This is a genomic window from Alicyclobacillus sacchari, from assembly GCF_004366795.1.
In the GTDB taxonomy this organism is placed as follows: domain Bacteria; phylum Bacillota; class Bacilli; order Alicyclobacillales; family Alicyclobacillaceae; genus Alicyclobacillus; species Alicyclobacillus sacchari.
On the sequence record NZ_SORF01000006.1, the window covers coordinates 140,649 to 159,915 of the forward strand.

At 55.2% G+C, this 19,267-nt stretch carries 14 protein-coding genes and 1 tRNA gene; 3 read left to right on the forward strand and 12 right to left on the reverse strand.

The features are described from left to right. Positions 1–44: 44 nt before the first annotated feature. From argH to C7445_RS08115, 4 genes are all read right to left on the reverse strand, one after another. Positions 45–1,421: an argininosuccinate lyase gene (gene argH / locus C7445_RS08100; protein ID WP_134159565.1), complete on the reverse strand. Its 1,377-nt coding sequence runs from the start codon at positions 1,419–1,421 to the stop codon at positions 45–47. Next, positions 1,418–2,683, reverse strand: coding sequence for an argininosuccinate synthase (locus tag C7445_RS08105; RefSeq protein ID WP_134159566.1), 1,266 nt, complete (start codon positions 2,681–2,683; stop codon positions 1,418–1,420). Before C7445_RS08105 ends, argH begins: the two co-directional genes overlap by 4 nt. Further along, entirely contained in the window at positions 2,683–3,750 is a 1,068-nt protein-coding gene (gene argF / locus C7445_RS08110) for an ornithine carbamoyltransferase (RefSeq protein WP_134159567.1), read from the reverse strand. Before argF ends, C7445_RS08105 begins: the two co-directional genes overlap by 1 nt. Positions 3,751–3,936: 186 nt before the next feature. Further along, on the reverse strand, positions 3,937–8,418 hold the full coding sequence (locus tag C7445_RS08115) for a glutamate synthase-related protein (protein WP_134159599.1): 4,482 nt from the start codon (positions 8,416–8,418) through the stop codon (positions 3,937–3,939). Positions 8,419–8,604: 186 nt separating this feature from the next. On the opposite strand from C7445_RS08115, the gene C7445_RS08120 reads away from it, so the two are divergent. Beyond that, entirely contained in the window at positions 8,605–9,093 is a 489-nt protein-coding gene (locus tag C7445_RS08120; protein WP_134159568.1) for an N-acetyltransferase, read from the forward strand. Positions 9,094–9,221: 128 nt separating this feature from the next. Here the strand turns inward: C7445_RS08120 and C7445_RS08125 are convergent, their stop codons facing one another. From C7445_RS08125 to argC, 3 genes are read right to left on the reverse strand one after another with little or no spacing between them, the layout of a single operon-like run. Continuing rightward, on the reverse strand, positions 9,222–10,397 hold the full coding sequence (locus tag C7445_RS08125; protein WP_134159569.1) for an aspartate aminotransferase family protein: 1,176 nt from the start codon (positions 10,395–10,397) through the stop codon (positions 9,222–9,224). Between the two features lie 4 nt (positions 10,398–10,401). Then, positions 10,402–11,193: an acetylglutamate kinase gene (gene argB, locus C7445_RS08130; protein ID WP_134159570.1), complete on the reverse strand. Its 792-nt coding sequence runs from the start codon at positions 11,191–11,193 to the stop codon at positions 10,402–10,404. Between the two features lie 9 nt (positions 11,194–11,202). Next, positions 11,203–12,243, reverse strand: a complete 1,041-nt coding sequence (gene argC / locus C7445_RS08135) for an N-acetyl-gamma-glutamyl-phosphate reductase (protein ID WP_134159571.1) — start codon at positions 12,241–12,243, stop codon at positions 11,203–11,205. Positions 12,244–12,416: 173 nt separating this feature from the next. Here argC and C7445_RS08140 point away from each other — a divergent pair, with 173 nt between their 5' ends. Beyond that, complete coding sequence (locus C7445_RS08140) at positions 12,417–12,647, forward strand: hypothetical protein (protein WP_134159572.1); 231 nt, start codon at positions 12,417–12,419, stop codon at positions 12,645–12,647. A 259-nt stretch (positions 12,648–12,906) separates the two neighbouring features. After that, positions 12,907–14,154, forward strand: coding sequence for a YeeE/YedE family protein (locus tag C7445_RS08145; RefSeq protein ID WP_243835057.1), 1,248 nt, complete (start codon positions 12,907–12,909; stop codon positions 14,152–14,154). A 102-nt stretch (positions 14,155–14,256) separates the two neighbouring features. On the opposite strand, the gene C7445_RS08150 is transcribed toward C7445_RS08145, so the two are convergent. From C7445_RS08150 to C7445_RS08170, 5 genes are all read right to left on the reverse strand, one after another. Next, positions 14,257–15,696: an NADP-dependent isocitrate dehydrogenase gene (locus C7445_RS08150; RefSeq protein WP_134159574.1), complete on the reverse strand. Its 1,440-nt coding sequence runs from the start codon at positions 15,694–15,696 to the stop codon at positions 14,257–14,259. A 377-nt stretch (positions 15,697–16,073) separates the two neighbouring features. Continuing rightward, the gene (locus tag C7445_RS08155; protein WP_134159575.1) at positions 16,074–16,649 is read right to left on the reverse strand and encodes a thioredoxin family protein; all 576 of its coding nucleotides are present in this window, start codon (positions 16,647–16,649) and stop codon (positions 16,074–16,076) included. Between the two features lie 184 nt (positions 16,650–16,833). Continuing rightward, a tRNA-Arg gene (locus tag C7445_RS08160) sits at positions 16,834–16,909 on the reverse strand. A gap of 47 nt (positions 16,910–16,956) precedes the next feature. Further along, entirely contained in the window at positions 16,957–18,498 is a 1,542-nt protein-coding gene (locus tag C7445_RS08165) for an anthranilate synthase component I family protein (RefSeq protein WP_166669052.1), read from the reverse strand. A 51-nt stretch (positions 18,499–18,549) separates the two neighbouring features. Further along, positions 18,550–19,116 (reverse strand): anthranilate synthase component II, encoded by a 567-nt coding sequence (locus C7445_RS08170; protein WP_134159577.1) that lies wholly within the window; start codon positions 19,114–19,116, stop codon positions 18,550–18,552. Between the last annotated feature and the right edge of the window lie 151 nt (positions 19,117–19,267).

Genomic DNA, 19,267 nt, shown 5'->3' on the forward strand with positions numbered 1-19,267 from the left:
CGTGTCGAAAGATAGAACCTTTCGATCCGCCGCCGATTCTCGCATCACGACATACCGCAGTGCTCTTTCACCAGTGCCAACTGTAATCGTACCGCCGAAGGGGCCGTGCCGCCGCGCGACGCTCTCGCCTCGATCACCGCACGCTCCGGCAACACTTCGTAGACGTCTTCCTGTATCAGCGGACAGCGCGCCTGCATCTCCGCTAGCTCCAGTCCAGCCAAATTCGTGCCCTTGCCAATCGCGTCGCTCACCAAGTGCCCAACGACCGCATGCGCTTCGCGGAACGGCAAACCGCGTCTGACTAAATAATCGGCGAGATCGGTCGCATTGGAGAAATCGGAGGCAAATGCGCGGGAGAGTCGATCTCGCTTGACCCGCATCGTCTGGATGGTACCAGCCAACAACTCTAGTGCCGGCACCACAGTATCGACCGCGTCAAAGACGCCCTCTTTGTCTTCTTGCAAATCTTTGTTATACGCAAGCGGCAACCCTTTAAGCACCGTGAACAACGAGATGATATGCCCGTACACGCGCCCCGTCTTGCCGCGCACCAGTTCCGGAACGTCCGGATTTTTCTTTTGGGGCATGATGCTCGATCCGGTCGCATACGCGTCAGACAACTCAATCCAGCCAAACTCTTCGCTCGACCACAACACCAATTCTTCGCACAAGCGCGATAAATGCGTCATGATGGTCGCGCAAGCAAATAACAGGCCTAATAAGTAGTCGCGATCGGATACTGCGTCGAGAGAGTTTTCGTAAAGGCGCGAGAAGCCGAGTTCCTCTGCGACGGTTTCCCGCGAAATTGGAAATGTCGTCCCGGCAAGTGCGGCAGCGCCTAACGGCATGTGATCGATCTCGTCAAGCACGCCGCGCAAACGCCGTTCGTCGCGAATAAGCATCCAAACGTACGCAAGGAAATGATGGGCCAATAAAATCGGCTGCGCTCGCTGCAAGTGCGTAAAACCTGGCACAATGACATCAATATGCGCTTCGGCGGCTTCGACAAGCGCGTGTTGTAACCTGCGCACGCCGTCTATAAGCGCCTTGGCCGCATCCCGTGCCCACATATGCATGTCTAGCGCAACCTGATCGTTACGACTGCGCGCGGTATGAAGTTTTCCCGCCACCTCGCCGATGCGCTCGGTCAAGATGCGCTCAACGTTCATATGCACGTCCTCATCGTCGAGGCGAAACTCGACCTGTCCCGCCTCATAATCCCGCAAAATGCCTTCCAGTCCGTCGATGATGCTGCGGCTCTCCTCCGGCGTAATGATGCCGGAGGTAGCCAACATGCGGGCATGTGCGATGGATCCGCGGATATCGTACGGCAGCAGCCTGACATCAAACCCGATAGACGACGTATATTGCAGAACGAGTTGATTGGTATCTTCGCTGAAGCGACCGCCCCACAACTTCATGCTGTCGTCTCCACCTCATCTTTGCTCAGCACCGAAACAGAGCTGTCAGCAAGCTGCACAGACGGGCCATCCGCTTGATGCAATGCCGCATACACCGATGTCGGCAGGCCAAACAACGAGATGAAACCCACGGCCGCCATATGGTCGAACTTGTCTCCGGTCTCATAGGTGGCGAGGTCGTGCCGATAGAGTGAGAATGGTGACTGCCGACCCGTCGCCTGTGCCTGACCCTTGTACAGTTTGACACGCACGTCACCTGTCACGTGCTTTTGCGTTGCATCGATGAAAGCATCAAACGCTTGTTTGAGCGGCGAGAACCAAAGGCCGTTATAAATGAGCTTGCTGTATTCGAGTTCCAAACCCATTTTATATTGCAACACTTCACGTGTCAGCGTCAGGTGCTCCAATTCTTGGTGAGCCATGATGAGAACACGCCCTGCAGGCGACTCGTACACCTCGCGCGACTTGATACCAACCAGTCGGTTTTCAACGTGATCGATCCGGCCAACACCATGCTTCCCGCAGATTTGATTCAGTTGCTGAATGAGCTCGGCAAGCGGCCATGGCTGACCATTCAGCGCGATCGGCACGCCTTCGGCAAATGAAATGACGATTTCCTCTGGTTCGTTCGGCGCTTGTTCGGGCGCAACGGTCCACTCAAAAGCGCCCTCCGGCGCAGCCTGCCATGGGTCCTCGAGAACGCCGCACTCAATGGCGCGCCCCCACAGGTTGGCATCAATGCTGAAGGGATTGTCGAGATTCACTGGAATCGGTACGTTGTGTTGCGCCGCGTAACGAATTTCATCGTCCCGCGTGAATCCCCATTCGCGCACGGGCGCCACGACCTTCAATTGCGGGCTGAGGGCGTTGATGGATACTTCGAAGCGCACCTGATCGTTGCCCTTTCCCGTGCAACCATGCGCGACAGCGACCGCTCCTTCGCGCGCTGCGACCTCGACAAGCAACTGTGCAATGAGAGGGCGTGACAACGCAGATGCGAGCGGGTACTTGCCTTCGTAAAGGGCGTTCGCCTTCAAAGCCGGCACAATAAATTCCTTCGCGAACCGCTCCTTGGCGTCGATGCGATACGATTTCACTGCGCCTACTTGGATCGCCTTGGCCTGCGTCGCGTCCAGATCTTTGCCTTCACCCACATCGACACACATGGCGATGACATCGTAGCCGTAGTGATCGCGAATCCATGGTATAGACACCGATGTGTCGAGACCGCCGGAATATGCAAGTACGAGTGTTTCAGCCATTACAAATCCTCCCCAAATGCTCCTGCATCCGCCATGGTAGCGGCGAGTACAGCTTTTTGCGCATGTAGTCTGTTTTCTGCTTGATCAAAAATAATGGAGTGCGATCCGTCGATGATGTCGGCGGCGACTTCTTCTCCACGATGAGCTGGTAAGCAGTGCATAAACACGTAATCCGGTTTGGCGAGTCCGCACAACGCCGCGTTCACCTGATAACCGGCAAACCGTTGCAGACGCTCCTCGGCTTCCGCCTCGTCCCCCATCGATACCCACGTATCGGTGTAGATGACGTCGGCGTTTGCGACCGCCCGCTCTGGATCTGTTGTGACCAGTACTTCTGTGCCGCTTTGAACAGCATGAAACTTCGCTTCTTCCACCACCGCCTGCAACGGCCCGTACCCTGCTGGCGTCGCCACACGAATATTCATGCCGAGTTTGGGAGCGATCTGCAGCCAAGAGTTCGCCAAGTTGTTGCCATCGCCCACATATGCAACCGTAATGCCCTCTAAGCGACCTTTATGTTCAAGAATCGTGAGCGCGTCGGCGAGCAGCTGACACGGGTGAAATTCATCCGTCAATCCATTGATGACCGGCACCGTCGCACAGTCTGCAAATTCCTCGACGTCCGCTTGCCGATACGTGCGAATCATGACGCCGTCGACGTACCGCGACATGACCTGTGCCGTATCTGAAATGGGTTCGCCACGCCCCGTTTGCAGTTGGCTTCCTGGCAAAAACAACGCGTGTCCGCCTAGTTGAAGCATGCCGACTTCAAATGAGACCCGGGTGCGCGTCGAAGATTTATCAAAAATCATACCGAGTGTCTTACCGGCCAACAGGGTGTGCGTAAAATGTGATTTTTGAGCTTCTTTCAGGAGTCCTGCAAGATGAACTAAATTGCGCAGATCCTCACCATCAATGTCACTGAAGTGGAGCAAATCCTTGCCGGCCATCACCCGGTGTGACGCCCATAACGCGTTTTGCAGCCGGACCGACAGATAATTAGAGCCCAAGGGCACAACGGCAGAGGATCCGCGCCCGACGGCGCCATTCATATCCCACATTGCCACAGCTGAAAACTCCTTCCCACTCCGTATCGTCATTGCCTCTCTCTCGTGTTATAGCGAAACTTCATCCTTGTATTATTATACACATCACTGTATATATATCAATCGCTTGTACGCTTAGATTTGAAATTCATTCGCAATAAAAAGCCACCCGGGTGGGTGGCCTTTTATGCGTATAGACAAATACCATTACTCCGTTGCGATGTCCTGATCCGTGATTTCGTGGGCCGGCTCAATCATCAAGAAATGCAATGCCGGGTTATCGATGAAGCGTTGCAAACCGCGCGCCGCTTCCTGCTGGCCATACCGACGCAATTCCAATTGATATGCGCCAAGCAGTTCGACGATGTCGTTCTTCCCCACAGCGTCAAGTACCCGCAACGCAACCTTTGCTCCCTTGGCAATACGACGACGCAGAGCAGCTTCATTCAAACCCATCGCCGGATCGTGACGAAGGTACACACGCCCCCCCGTCATACCTGAGCAAATCCACGGGCCCGGGTCTCCGAGAACGACCACGCGTCCGCCCGTCATGTATTCAAAGGCAAAGCCCTTGATGTTCGCTCGATTCCCGATGTGCGAGTGGTGGTCGCGCACTGGTTCGGTCAACTCGCCACCGATCACGATATCGGCGCCGGACAAACGAATTCCCGCGCGGGCATCGGCATTGCCCTGAACGATAAACAGTCCGCTCGCAGCCCCATATGCCAACCCCTTGCCAACCGATCCGCCGCGCCAAACACCGTCTGCGCACAGACCCTTCAAAACGACGACCTTACCGCCAAAGGCCGTTTTGGCTACACCGTCTTGCGCTCCGCCGAGAGCGACGGAGGTCATGCCGGCCGTATGATACGCCGCAAACCCCGCTCCAGCGACACCTTCGTGCACAATCGGACCAACGTCGCCGCCTTTCCCCGACCGTACACTATCACCGCTCGCCCGCGTACCTAGGGCGCGCGGTACCGCCCGAATAGCCTTCACCTGTGTGCCAACGGTCGCAAGAATACCGTCCGTGCCAGTCGCAGCGCCGACGGCCGCAACGTCTTGCATCACATCGCCATAGGCCTCTTCAAAGGTACGAGCCTTCACGACACAGCCTTTGCCGAGATGTTCCTCACTTACACGCAACAACCAAGACGTATCCATACGCGCATCGTTGCGCAGTTGGACGAGCAGGTCGCTTCGCCCAACGAGATCCTGCGTCCGCGCAGCGCCGAGCTTGCGCGTCAATTCACCAACGTGCTCGCCGACGGCGCTAAAAAATGTAACCAACTGAGCGACAGCGGAATCAAAATCGCGCGGTTCGAAAGCCTTCAGACCTTTCGCATGGGCTTCTTCGAGATCGTGCATTTGCGTTGCGATGCCGACGTGACAAGTGTCTTTGTGGCAGGCCCGACAGGCGGTACAACCGATAGCGACCATGGCCATCGTGCCAAACCCAACGCGGTTCGCTCCGAGGAGAATGGCCTTCATCACGTCGTGGCCCGACTTGATACCACCGTCCGCCCAAATTTCGACGACATCCCGCAGACCTGCTTCGCACAAAGCCTCATGGGCCAGCTTCACGCCAATTTCCATGGGCAAGCCAACGTGGCGGATCGCGTGCGATCGCGCCGCACCTGTGCCACCGTCAAAGCCGGAGAGGGTGATGACATCCGCACCAGCTTTCGCGATACCCACAGCGATCGTCCCGATGTTCGGCACGACCGGCACCTTGACCGATACTTTGGCATGAGGGTTAATTTCTTTCAACTCGTAAATGACCTGCGCCAGATCTTCAATCGAGTAAATGTCGTGATTGTTTGACGGCGAAATGAGATCGACTCCTGGCGTCGCATTGCGCGCGTTCGCAACCTGCACTGTCACCTTCGATCCCGGCAAGTGTCCGCCTTCTCCAGGCTTCGCGCCTTGACCGATCTTGATCTCGAGCACATAGGCACCGTTACAGAGATCTGCATTGACTCCAAATCGTCCAGACGCGATTTGGCGCCCACGGTTGCGCGGATACTTGTCGAGCAAGTATTTGATCTCGCCACCCTCGCCGTTCAGACAGACGATATTCATCCGGTAGGCCGCTTCCGCGTACGCGCGGTAGGCCGTTTCATTTTGCGATCCAAACGACATCGAGCTGATAACAATGGGATATGCGTGACCATCGACCGTCGTGTCGATCGCGCCGTCGACCGGCGCCAAATCGTCGCGGAATCCTAGCAGATGGCGGATCGACAACGGATTATCCGCTTCGAACTGCGCCAATTTCGCGACAAAATCGTCGTACGGGACCGAACCATCGGCGACCGAGCCAGCAGACTTCCAAATCCGCGGGTACAGTTGGAACAGCTTGTTCGGGCGAATGCTCTTGCGATCCGCCGCCCCATACCAGCTTTGGCGCAGCTCAGACAACGCCTCCATGCGCCCGAACGTCAGGCCAGCATTGTCCGATCCACAGAAATTGGGGATTGCAAGATACTGGCTGACTTGCTCCGACAGTCCGATGGCCCCAAACAGCCGTTCATATCCGCGCACCTCATGAATGCCAAGCGTCGAAATGACTTTCTCGACACCTTTGGTCAAGGCCTTATACAAATTTTCGACAGCTTGCAAGTCGCCCTTTGACACTGCCAGTTCCCACATGAGATACGGCACGACCGCATCTGCACCGAGCCCAAGTGCGACCATGATGTCGTGCAAGTTGCGCAATCCTCCACTGCGCAGGATCAAGCTGCAACGCCGCCGCAAATGTTCTCCCTTCTCTTTGGCCGCCGGCCGCAACAACGCGCGATTGACAGCCGCCGTAACGAGGAAGGGATCTATGTGTTGCCCGCGCTTAAACTGAAGGCGGTCATCTAACACGATCGCGTTTGCGCCGGCCTGAACCGCCTCGAGTGCTTCGAGTTCAAAGCGCGCCAACGCAGCCGCAATGGACTCGCCTTCCTCGCGGTGGATCAGGATCTCAACGGTGCCGTTTGGACTGGTGTGCAACAGGGCCAAGGCGTCCTCGTAACAGACTGTTCCAAAACGGTGCGCCAAGTTTTGAATCTCCTGATATTCGACGCCATAGGCCTCCGGCAACTCCTCAAGGAGGATGGGGGCCTGAACCTCGACTCGCGGCGCTTCCCGATAGAGACCATCGAACGAAGGGCGCCGCCCAAGCACGGCTCGCGTGCTAAAATGTTCGATCTCGCGCTCTCGGTCAATAGCCGGGTTGGTGACGACCGCGACCGTTTCGTGCAAGAAATCGGACAAGAGCGTCGCCTCTTCCGATAGAGCCGCCAACGGGCTGTCGAAGCCGAGCGATTTGATGGGCTCCGCCCCGGTTTGCAGTTCCTGCTCGATCAGCTTGACGTCGTCATCGCGGAAACCAAACGCCAACATGCGAATGTCGAGCGGTCGATCATCGCGCTTCGGATGCGCCACATCCGACTTGACGCCATACGGAACCGCAAAGTGAAGGTTGCGATGCTCTCCGTGGAAGTCAAAGCGCCGCTTGGCCGCAGCCAGTACTTCCCGCTGCAACTCGTCATACGAGTAGAGCTTCGCTCCCGTTTCCGTCCATTTGACGCCGACCTTTTCGCCTGGTGCGAGCGGCTTGGGCTCTGCGGCCCAAGTCGACTGCGGGACGATCCCCTGCTCGGAGGCGAAAAAATATGCACTCTCGGTCTCGATCAACCACATGGGACGCAGTCCCAGCGCATCGACACTGTATACCGCCGCGTTGCCGTGCCGCATGATGACACCAGCGGGCCCCTGTGCAAAAGGCCCCCAAAGCGACCGGAAATACATATACAAGTCCGACAATTCATCCGACATATGTTTAATCTCGTTGACAATTGGCGGGAAGATAAGTTCCGCCGCTTCAAACAAAGACCAACCGCGGGTGGAGACGAGCGCCAACAACGTCCGGTCGACCATCTGCGAGTCGCTGAACTCCGGCCGCAAAGGAACGTTGATCATCTTCGACTCCGTGTAAAACCGCAAAATGGTGTTGATTTCACCGTTATGTCCGATGCTCGAAAACGGCTGCACGCGCGGAAACGACGTCGTCGTATTGGTCGAATAACGCGTGTGTGCGAGCACGAAAACCGAACGGAAAAGCGGGTTTTGCAAGTCATGATAGAATTTGTACAACGTTTCGTCATTACCGATTACTTTGTACACGACCTGCGAATGAGACAGCGATGCGACGTGCGTACCAGGCATTTCATCTATGGCCGCAAAGGCATCGTGCAAACGAGCATCATCGCGACCCCCTGAGCGCCCGGCAATCTGTACAAATCTCGGGCAGACAGCCTTCGCCATCGGTCCAAGTGCGGCCTCGTCTGTCCCGTCTTCAATTTGCATAACCACTTCGAGGTTGTGAGCCGACAATTCCGCCAATACAGCATCGACCGATCCGGTTTCCCTATCGACCATGAAGTGCCCGACAAAGAAGTCATCCTCATACGCGAGGCGTGGTGTCAGCCCAGCACCTTCAAGCCGCGAAGCCCACAATGCCCGCGGAATGTCCAGCAACAGACCGCAGCCATCCCCCTCACCCTGTACGTAACCTGCGCGGTGACGCATGGCGCGAAGGGCGTCAAGTCCATTGCGAACCGTTTCGTATGAAGGTTGTCCCGATTTCTCAATCTGCGAGAAAATGCCGCAGGCATCATGTTCGCGTCGAATGTCCATGGACAGCTTGTTGAAATCCACTTGCGCCACTCCTTTTAGCACAATATTTTGACACTATCTCTTTCTGTTCGTCAATGCACCCTCGTGGAATTTTTGAAAAACTACTGTGAAACATTATACGGTTTCTTGAATAATCATGCTATCCCGTGTTATAAAATAAATGCAATGTGAGAGGAGGGTCCGGAAATGGAGATCCGGAAAGCGACCTCGACGGATGTAGAAGAGATGCAACAGCTCATCCAGCAGTTCGCAGATATCGGCCTGATGCTGCCCAGAACGATTAAATCACTGTGTGAACATTTGCAGTGTTTCACCGTCGCCGTCGAAGACGGCAAAGTCATCGGCGTGGCCGGTTTACATGTGCTATGGACCGATCTCGCTGAAATTCGTTCGCTCGCTGTCGCACCGGAAGCGCACGGCCGCGGAGTCGGACGCCAGATTGTTTCCGCCTTATTGAAAGAAGCGGAACACTTGGGCATCGCACAAGTGCTGTCGCTGACTTACCAAACGGGCTTTTTCGAGAAGCTCGACTTCCATATCGTGCGGAAAGAAAGTTTGCCGCATAAAGTGTGGAAAGACTGCATTTACTGCAATAAATTCTACCATTGCGACGAAGTGGCGATGGTTTACCATACCAGTCACCATCAACTGCTGCGGCCGGCGCGGGAGGCGTGACGAACAACGTCTCAAGCTTGAATACAACTGACGACGCAGGAAAAGAGTTAGGGATAGTATAACAAATGCATAATCGGCGCGAAAGTGCATATAGGCATGGCCAACTGGCCATGCCTCATTGTATCCTGTCAAGACATCCTCTCGATGCTGGAAATCACATCTTCAAACAGCGCCACGTGTGAATCGTCGATCACAAGCGGCGGCACGACGCGAATCCGCTTCGGCCCGCAAACCGTGACGAGCAAACCGCGATCGACCGCGGCCTGCCGCCACGCCTGTGCATCAGGAACGTCGAAGCCCCACATCAGGCCGAGTCCAGTGACGTCTTCATACGTCTCCGCCAAAATTCGCCGCACCTGGGCTCCCATGCGTCGAACGTGAGCTAGGAACGCCGGATTCGAAACCGTGTCGACCACGTAATTTGCAACAGCCATCGCAAACGGGTTGCCGCCAAAGGTCGATCCATGCATACCAGGTGTGAACGCAGAAGCGATCTCCGCCTTTGCGAGGATGGCTCCCGTGGGAATTCCGTTGCCCAGGCCTTTTGCCATGGTGACAATGTCCGGTTCAATACCGAACTGTTCAAATCCAAAAAACGTGCCCGTCCGACCTACACCCGTTTGAACTTCATCGACAATGAGAAGCCCACCCGTCTCACGCAGGCGCGCGGCAAGCCGTTGTAAAAATTCTCTATCAACAGGACGTACCCCAGCCTCGCCTTGAATGACCTCGACAATGCACGCAGCCACCGTGTCATCGATTGCATCGATCACCGCTTCATACGAGGTCGCCGTCTCAAGGCCAGGTACCAAGGGGGCCATCCCCTCACGATACTTTGCATTCGCCGTGACCGACAGGGCTCCCATCGTGCGGCCATGAAAGCCGTTGGGCAGGCCGATCACGCGCGTTTTCTGCGGCTGTCCAGAAACGAACTGATATCTGCGCGCCAACTTGAGTGCACCCTCGTTGGCTTCGGTTCCACTGTTGACAAACATCGCACGATAAGGCGTTCCCGCCGAAACGAGTCGCACGAGCTTGTTGGCAAGCGCAACCTGTCCTTCTATCAGAAACAGGTTGGACGTATGCAAAAGCGTCTTCGCCTGTTCTGCGATCACGCTCGCAAGTCCCGGATGTGCGTGCCCCAAATTACACACCGCAATGCCGGCTGTGAAGTCCAGGAAGCGCCTGTCATCGCGATCGTATACATACGCGCCCTCGCCTCGCACAAAAGCGAGATCTCGCTTCCCGTAATTCGGAAAAAGCACCTCGTCCGCGGATGCCATCATCTCCATCGCCTGCTCCATATCATCACTCCTTTTGTGTAACTGCCGCCCGCAGCCGGGTGCCGCGACGCCGCGTCAGCCCCGCGGTATCACCCAGCACGGCTGTTGCAACGCTCTCGTGATCGCGTCCATCGACGACCCAAACCTCATCCACACCCTGTCGCGCGGCATACAACATGGCAGTCACTTTTGGAATCATGCCAGCCGTGAACGATCCCGCCGCCAGTAAATCTTCGAGCTCAGCGGCTGTCGTCTCCGTCAACAATTCGCCTGCCTGGTAATCGCGATAGACACCAGCGACATCGGTCAGAAACACCAGTCTCGCAGCATCCATGGTTTGTGCGACATGCGCCGCCACGGCGTCCGCGTTCAAGTTGTAGAACGCCCCTGCGGCGTCTCGCCCAAACGGCGTCAAAAGCGGCACAAACCCTTCTTCACAAGCCTCTTTCACGCGCGACTCGGAAATGGCCGCAACCTCTCCCGTACGTTCTGCGCCGATGTCGCGAGCCTGTACGGTCCATCCGTCCGTCAAAGGTGTGATGGGTACGTGTGCTGCCGACAGAGCCTCTGTCAATTCGGCGTTACACATCTGTAAGGCGGAGACGACGTGATCAATGGCGTCCACCGTGGTCGCTCGCAAACCGTTCGTGAACGGCAATTCTATGCCATATGTCGCCAGTCTACGCGTGATGGCAGGGCCTCCACCGTGAATGAGGATGGGGCCCCATCCCCGCGCAAGCGCCTCGCGTAAGGCCGGCGCCAAAGCTTCTATCCCTCGCCCGTCGAGCGATCCGCCCAGTTTTACAACGACGTACATACATTCACCTCACGTCCACAGTGCGGTTCCGGAGAGGCCCATCGTCTCGTCGAAGCCACACATCAGATTGGCATTTTGCAACGCTTGGCCGGCCGCTCCCTTGCCAAGATTGTCGATGGCAGAAAAGACCTGAAGGATGCGAGTACGTTCGTTCCACGCAATGGAAATTTGGCAATCATTCGTACCTGCAACCGATTTGATATGCGGTACATGGCCAGGTGGAAGGACGTCGACGAATGGCGCCGACTCATAAAATGACGCATAACGCGCGTGGACGGCCGGTGCGAGATCGGGATCGATCTGGACATATGCGGACACGAAGATGCCGCGCGGTATCGGCAGCAACTGCGTCGTCAAAAGAATCCGAAAGACACCATCGAGCGCCTGTTCAATTTCGGGTGTGTGCTGATGCGCCCCGACCCGGTATGGATAAAAATCGTTCGCCAGTTCGCCTAACTGCAGATGTTGCTTGGCTCCCCGTCCTGCACCGGTTGCACCCGACTTGGCGTCGATGGCGATGGGACCAACTCGTTGCGCATCAACCCAGCCGACGAGTGGCCGCAGTGCCAGAATGGCAGCCGTCGCGTAGCATCCTGGATTGGCAACCAGACTTGCCGCTGCAATATCCGTGCGATTCACTTCTGGCAAGCCATAGACCGCTCGCGCCAACACCTCATTTGCCAATGGTTCGCGCTGGTACCATGCTCGGTAAACATCGCCTGGCAAACGTAAATCGCCGGATAAATCGATGACCCGTACGCCCCTGGTGGCAAGCTCTACAGCTATCGCCCCCGACTCTCCGGAGGGAAGGGCCACAAAAGCGAGATCGCACGACTCAGCGCAGGCGGCAGGTGAGAATGCCGAGACCGTCGGAAGTCCGGACAATCGGCGCAAGTGTGGTAAGACGTCGCCGATGGGGCCAGTGTGGGCGCCGGAACCCGCGAGGTAGCTGACATCCATGTAAGGATGTTGCGCTATGAAGCGGACGAGTTCCATGCCCGCGTAACCTGTCGGTCCGACGATACCGACGCGCACGCGCTGTTGGGTCATGTATAAACATCCTCCATTCTGTATTTATATTCATTATAACGTAGAGAGAATGGAAAGAGAAGTTTGAAATTGGGCAGGAAAACCGCCCACCGCCGGAATATCTGTGCGGATGCCCGTATCGGCGGGCATTTGTCCTAACATTTCATGCACTAACTTCGGAGGAGGGATTTTAGATGGGTGTGTTCGGTGGCTATACCAGATGGGCAGTCGTATTTTTAATTATTTTTGTGCTCTTCTTCTTGCTGTGTCCGGCATATGGGTATGCAGTAGGTGCCCCAACAAGCACGATTGCGTACACAGAGTACGACACCATCACGCAGACTGGCTACATGTACGAAGGCTATGGCATGTATGACGGCTATAGCAGCCCGCATGATGGCGACGTGGAGAGCAGCAGCTTGTAATGCATATATAGTTAAAACCGCAAAAATGTTTCCGGACAGCCGCCTGCGACATCATTCATCATCGCGGGCGGCCAATTTGTGTCGGTGCACAGCTGGCGGGACGGTTCGGCTTACGGAGTAGATGATCACAAATGCACATGCCATCCAGAGTCAAACATCAAGTGCTCAACCTACGGCATGATCCAAATTTCATTGTAATCACATCGGAAAATAATATAATAGTGATTGTCATTCATGTTTCGTAAGGAGGTTGAGGTGTGTGGCCAAGACAGAATCAGACATTCTTCAACTGGATGCCTGGGGACAGACCGCGGTGCAAGAAACCAACGGAGCCCCAAGAATCCAGTCGGGCATAGTCGTCGTGAGTTTGCTGTTGCTCGTCGCTGGAGCCCTTTACCTTGGCCGGTTTGTCACGCCTACACAGGCGGCGATTTATTTGGTTGCAGGCGTGCTGGGCCTTGGCCTATACCATGCCCACTACGGATTCACCAGTTCTTTTCGGAGCTTTCTCGTGCGAGGTAGAGGTGTCGGTCTACGCGCTCAAATGGTGATGTTCCTTATCGCCAACTTTTTATTCTTGCCGCTTCTTATCCGAGGACACGCATTGGGACACACGGTGACGGGCTACGTTTCACCCGTTGGACTGTCTGTTCTCGTGGGATCTTTCCTTTTTGGCATCGGCATGCAACTGGGTGATGGCTGCGCATCCGGCTCACTGTACCACACCGGCGGCGGTGATTTTCGCGGCATCTTGGCCATTGCAGGTTTCGTCATTGGCTCCGTTTTGGGAAGTATCAACTTTACATGGTGGATGGCAACTCCCCACTTTCAACCGGTCTCTTTGATTCATACTTTTGGAGTTGCAGGTGGATTCGCGTTCAATGTCCTCCTCATGGCGGTTGTCTTTGCGGCCACATGGTTGATTGAAAAATTACGCCGTGGTCAGGTCGAATCATTTACTCGAGTAGCTGGCGGCTTTCGCTTTTCCAACGTTTGGCGAGGCCCATGGTCGTGGATCGCCGGCAGTGTGTTACTTGCCTTCGGCAATTCTGCCATTTTGTTGCTTTCTGGAAAACCGTGGGGTGTGACATCGGCATTTGCCCTATGGGGTGCAAAGCTTGCACAGCTCATCGGTATTCCAGTAACGCACTGGGGTTATTGGCAAACAAAAGCCAATGCAGCAGCGCTGCACGCCCCGTTGTCACACGATGTCACGACCGTCATGGACGTTGGGATCGTGATTGGCTCACTCCTGGCAGCTGGTCTGGCTGGTCAATTTCCGAAGCGCTATTTTCACGCCATTCCGTTCAAAATGTGGATCGGCGTGTTGGCCGGCGGCGTCCTGATGGGCTATGGTGCGCGGATAGCGTTTGGTTGCAATATCGGTGCATTTTTCTCCGGTATCGCATCGTTTAGCTTGCACGGTTGGGAATGGTTGATCGGTGCCCTTATCGGCAGTGCCGTCGGGATCGTCATTCGACCTCATATCGGCTTAAGCAAGGACTGACCAAGACACAAAAAAGCTGTCTCGAAGTCACGACTTCGGGACAGCTTTTTCGCGTGGTTGCGGCTGCAGGCGAGTACTTTCTGCAGACAGCAACTGTAGGTATCAGCCGTGTACCGCTGAGAAACCTGGAACACCGTCAAACGTATATAAATTCTCCGTTTTGATGACATCAAAGCCAGACTCCACAATCTTCCTCTGCAGCTCAACGACTTCGTTCGGTTCCACGCCTGCACCTTCGGGCTTACGGAACCGACAACGCCAGTGATCTGTACAGAAAGTCTCCGGCAAACCATTTGGCCACACCTTGATACCGCGGTTGGTAATAACCTCAAGTTTCAAGTCGCCGACGCCGATTGCCTTCAATTGATGACCGAGATCGTCAGGGCTGCCCGGCTGCCAGTCCAAAAAGACATCGACACCGACCAATTGTTTGTGCGCCTTAGGCACCGGCTGCCACTTCCGATGAGCAATTGCGGCATCTTCGCGGTAAGATACCGGCTTGAGCACCTGTGGCTGTTCCCCAAGCCGTGCGATCACGGCATCGGCAAACTCCGTCGTGCTGACCTGTTTTTGGCTGACGCCGTCGCGGAAGATGTCACGAGTGTGCACGCCATCTTCAATTGTCCGCAACCACGCCCGATGTACACGTTCAGCCACCGTAGCCTGGCCGATGTGCACCAGCATCATGACCGACGCCAAGAGCAATCCGGATGGATTGGCCACGTTCATGCCCGCGATGTCTGGTGCTGATCCGTGGATCGCTTCGAACATCGCAAAACCGTCGCCGATGTTCGCAGACGGCGCCAAACCAACGGAACCCGATATTTCCGCTGTAACATCGGACAAGATGTCCCCGTACAGATTGGGCATGACGACGACGTCAAACCGCTCCGGCGTATTGGCGAGGCGTGCTGCACCAATGTCGACAATCAACGTCTCATGCTCCAAGTCCGGATACTCAGCCGCAATTTGGTCAAATACTTTGTGAAACAGCCCGTCCGTCAGCTTCATGATATTGTCTTTGACAAAACATGTGACTTTCTTGCGGCCGTTTGTACGTGCATAATCAAAGGCGTAGCGGATGACGCGCTCCGAACCAGGTTGTGTAATCAGCTTGAGACACTGATATACCTGATGAGTCTGTCGGTGCTCAATACCTGCGTAAAGGTCTTCTTCGTTTTCGCGAATGATAACCAGATCCATGGCTGGATGCTTGGTCTCGACAAACGGACTATACGCAATGGTTGGGCGGACATTTGCGTACAAGTTCAAAGCCTTGCGCATGGTAACGTTCAAACTTTTGTAGCCGCCGCCTTGCGGTGTGGTGATGGGCGCTTTGAGCAAGACGCGCGTCCTGCGAAGGCTGTCCCAAGCACCAGGGTCCATCCCCGTGTCAACGCCGCGCTTGTACACTTTTTCTCCGATCTCGACCGTTTCTATATCCAACTCCGCCCCGGCTGCCTCCAAGACACGCAGCGTAGCACTCATAATCTCGGGACCTATACCGTCTCCATAAGCAACTGTAATGGGTGTCTTTGTCATTCCCAAAACTCCTTTTACATCCAACCTGTTTTCTGCCTTCACGCCCTAGTATGAAAATCCAACTGTGAATTGGCACACCTGTACGACACACCTGATAGCATGCCCTGCGCAACGCGCGGATCATGTTCCATGTGCGCCAGCAAAAGACTCTCTACAATGGATACTGCATCCAGATTCCCTGCGAGTGCGAACCGTACTTTTCGACACCGCAAACGCACATGCACGTATAAACGCCAGCCCGGTTCCTAGGTTTCTGCGAGAACTACGCTCTCTTTACCGAGCCATGATAGATAACGCAATGCCGTGTCATCCTCAGGTTGCCAATCGAAAGAAAGTATATCATAGTTGCCAACCCTGATAACAATCCGGACTTCTTTTCACTCATTGGACTCAAGTAATGCCTGCACCTCAGAGACAATGAGTGACTGATATGCGGTCCCCTCGCCATAACGCCGCATCATTTCGCTACGTGCTCGCTTCAGGCTCTCCTCATAATCAGGCGCCGACGAGTCTGGATGGTTGATCTTAAACTCCACCATGACCTCTTGCACATGGCGAGGACGCGGTCCCCATTTTCCCACGATCTCGCCGTCTCCTCGTACAAACAACACAATCGGGATCGAACGCCCGCCCATTGTCAAAAAATGGCGGTCAACAAGTTCAAGATGTTCCTCTAGCACGAGAATTTCAACCGGTACCGCAGCTTCCTCCATCAGACGCAGAATAACGGGCACGTTGCGAACGACATCACCACACCAATCCGCGCCAACGATGATGCAACGCAAATCGGTCAGATGTCTGGTTAGGTCACGGAATCCTTGTTTACTTTCCGCTGACGGCCAAGAAAATTCATCATACCAACGCACGAACGCGTCACGATTGCGAGTCATGCCCGCCATGAACTGCTGCGGCGACAAGCCCTTTCCAAAGTATCCAGCCATGTTGACAGTCATGTACGTCAACCTCCCAAGCAAATTGTACAGAATCCCGAAAGCGGGCACCAACGTCTGCTGGGACGCTCCAAAGTATTCTCTGAGCGTCCTAGAACTTCAACCACACCTGTGTTGACAAAACGAAAGGCCCCTCGGCAAATCCCGAGAAGCCCTATACCAATCAGAGTTCCCCCTGATCCACATATGGCGCGTCCGGAGGGATTCGAACCCCCGACCTCTGGCTCCGGAGGCCAGCGCTCTATCCACTAAGCTACGGACGCAAGTGACGACCTATATATTATCACAAGGTCGTCTTCAGGTGCAAGCATCACTTCGCAATCATCGTCTCCGGTTGGTGATGGCCCGTCAGCACATCGAGGATGGCGCCAGCCTTGTGGTGGCATTCCTGCCACTCGCGCTCTGGAATCGAGTCCAGGACAATGCCCGCTCCAGCCTGCACGTACTGCGACTCCCCGACCACGATTACGGAGCGAATGACGATCGCGGTATTCGCATTTGCCCACGCATCAACCATCCCGACGAAACCACCGTACGGTCCCCTGCGAACCGGCTCAAGTTCGTCGATGATCTCCATCGCCCGAATCTTTGGCGCTCCCGACAACGTCCCGTTGGGATATGTGGTCAGCAATGCATGAAATACACTCACATCATCGCGCAGTTCCGCTTCTACGCGAGACACTAGATGGTATAGGTGCGAGTATCGCTCTACGACCATGAAATCCGGCACGTGCACCGTACCACTCTTCGCGATCCGCCCCAAGTCGTTACGACAAAGATCAACCAACATCACATGCTCGGCATTCTCTTTCGCATCGGCCTTGAGTTCGGCAACCAGGCGCGCATCCTCATCGGCGGATCGCCCGCGCCCTCGTGTTGTCCCCGCGATCGGCTTCATTTCGGCCAAGCCACCGATACACCGGAACTGCACTTCCGGGCTCGCGCCGTAGAGCATCATCCCTTCGTACTCGGCAACGAACATGTACGGAGAAGGATTGAGCCGCCGCAACCGATTATACGCGACAAACGGGTGCAACCCACCCGCAATGCGAATACGCGTGGAAAGTACAACCTGAAAGATGTCCCCCGCCCGGATATACTCCATCGCCGTTCGCACGTTGTTGCAGAACACATCCTCCGGAATGTCATAGGTAACCCGCGACACAGTCTTACCATGCCGTTCCAACTCAACCAAACTCTCAGGGGCTCCAAGCCCACGCGATGCTATGTCAATCAACTCCGCCTGCACGGAGTCAAGTGCCCGCTTGATACCATCGTGATTGTGCAACCGTGCTGCGTCATCCTGCCGATACAAACGCAATCTACCATCGACCAGTTGAACGATCCCGGCGTGCCATTGCAGGCGGATCTCAGGCAATTGACGATCATCCACGGTCGTCTGCGGAAGTCGCTCGAGATAACGGATCGCATCATACCCGACATAACCCAAGAAACCTGCACTAAACGGCTGCTCCGTGTGGGATGTACACAGCTCACTTAACAGCTTCCGTAGGCGCTCCAAAACCGCAAACGGGTCTGCGGCTTTCACGTGCAAAGCGCCTCCCACGACAGTGCTCGGCCACGAAACAGGTGCTTGCTCGATCAACTCACCATATGGGCTGATGTGCGGAAACAATTCATCTGCCAACTCCGGTACCGCAAACACCGAAACAACGTGATCGCGTACCTGGGCCTCGACGATCGGACAAACGCCGACAAGACTCATTTGATACGCGCTCTCCATATCTTCGCGGCCAGCTTCCAGCAAAAATACTTCTCCAGCGCCTAAAAGTTCACGAAATCGCATATATAAATAAAACGGATCGATCGCATTGGACGGCGAATACTCCATATGTGTCACGTGAATCGCTCCCTTTGTTCACTCTCGTTGATGCACTCCAACTCATGCGGCTTCCTTCAGGAAATTTGCAATCATCCGCCTTCCCTCGTCTGTCAAAATGCTCTCCGGGTGAAATTGCACACCGACAGCACCCGTGGGTGTATGGCGCATGGCCATGATGACACCGTCGACTTCCGCCGTGACAGAAAAGCTTGAAGGCAGCGTATCGCGATCAACCACCAAGGAATGATAACGAGTTGCACGAAAAGGAGATGGGATATTGGAGAACAGTGGATCCGTTCCTGAGTGAACAATCATCGAGGTTTTCCCATGCATCGGTGCACTCGCCCGCACAACCTTGCCGCCGAAGGCAACTGCGAGTGACTGATGACCCAGGCAAACGCCCAAAAGTGGAATTCGCCCAGCAAAGTGTTGGATGGCATCCACGGACACGCCTGCTTCACTTGGCGAACACGGACCAGGGGATACAATGACAGCCGACGGCTGAAGGGCTTTCAGCTCGTCCAATGACACATCGTTTCGACGAACGACGACATCGGCACCTAGTTCAGTACAATATTGCACCAAATTGTAAGTGAACGAATCAAAGTTGTCGATCATCAACAGCATGCGCTCGACTCCTCTCAACATGGCAGACCTTCTCTGCCTCCTCAACTCGGCTCAACCCGATAACGTTACCCTACCCCGATGTGCTCATTCCGTCAAGCGGGCCCCTGTACGCTCGCGTTGTACAAGGTAAAATTCTGTTTCCTATCCCCTA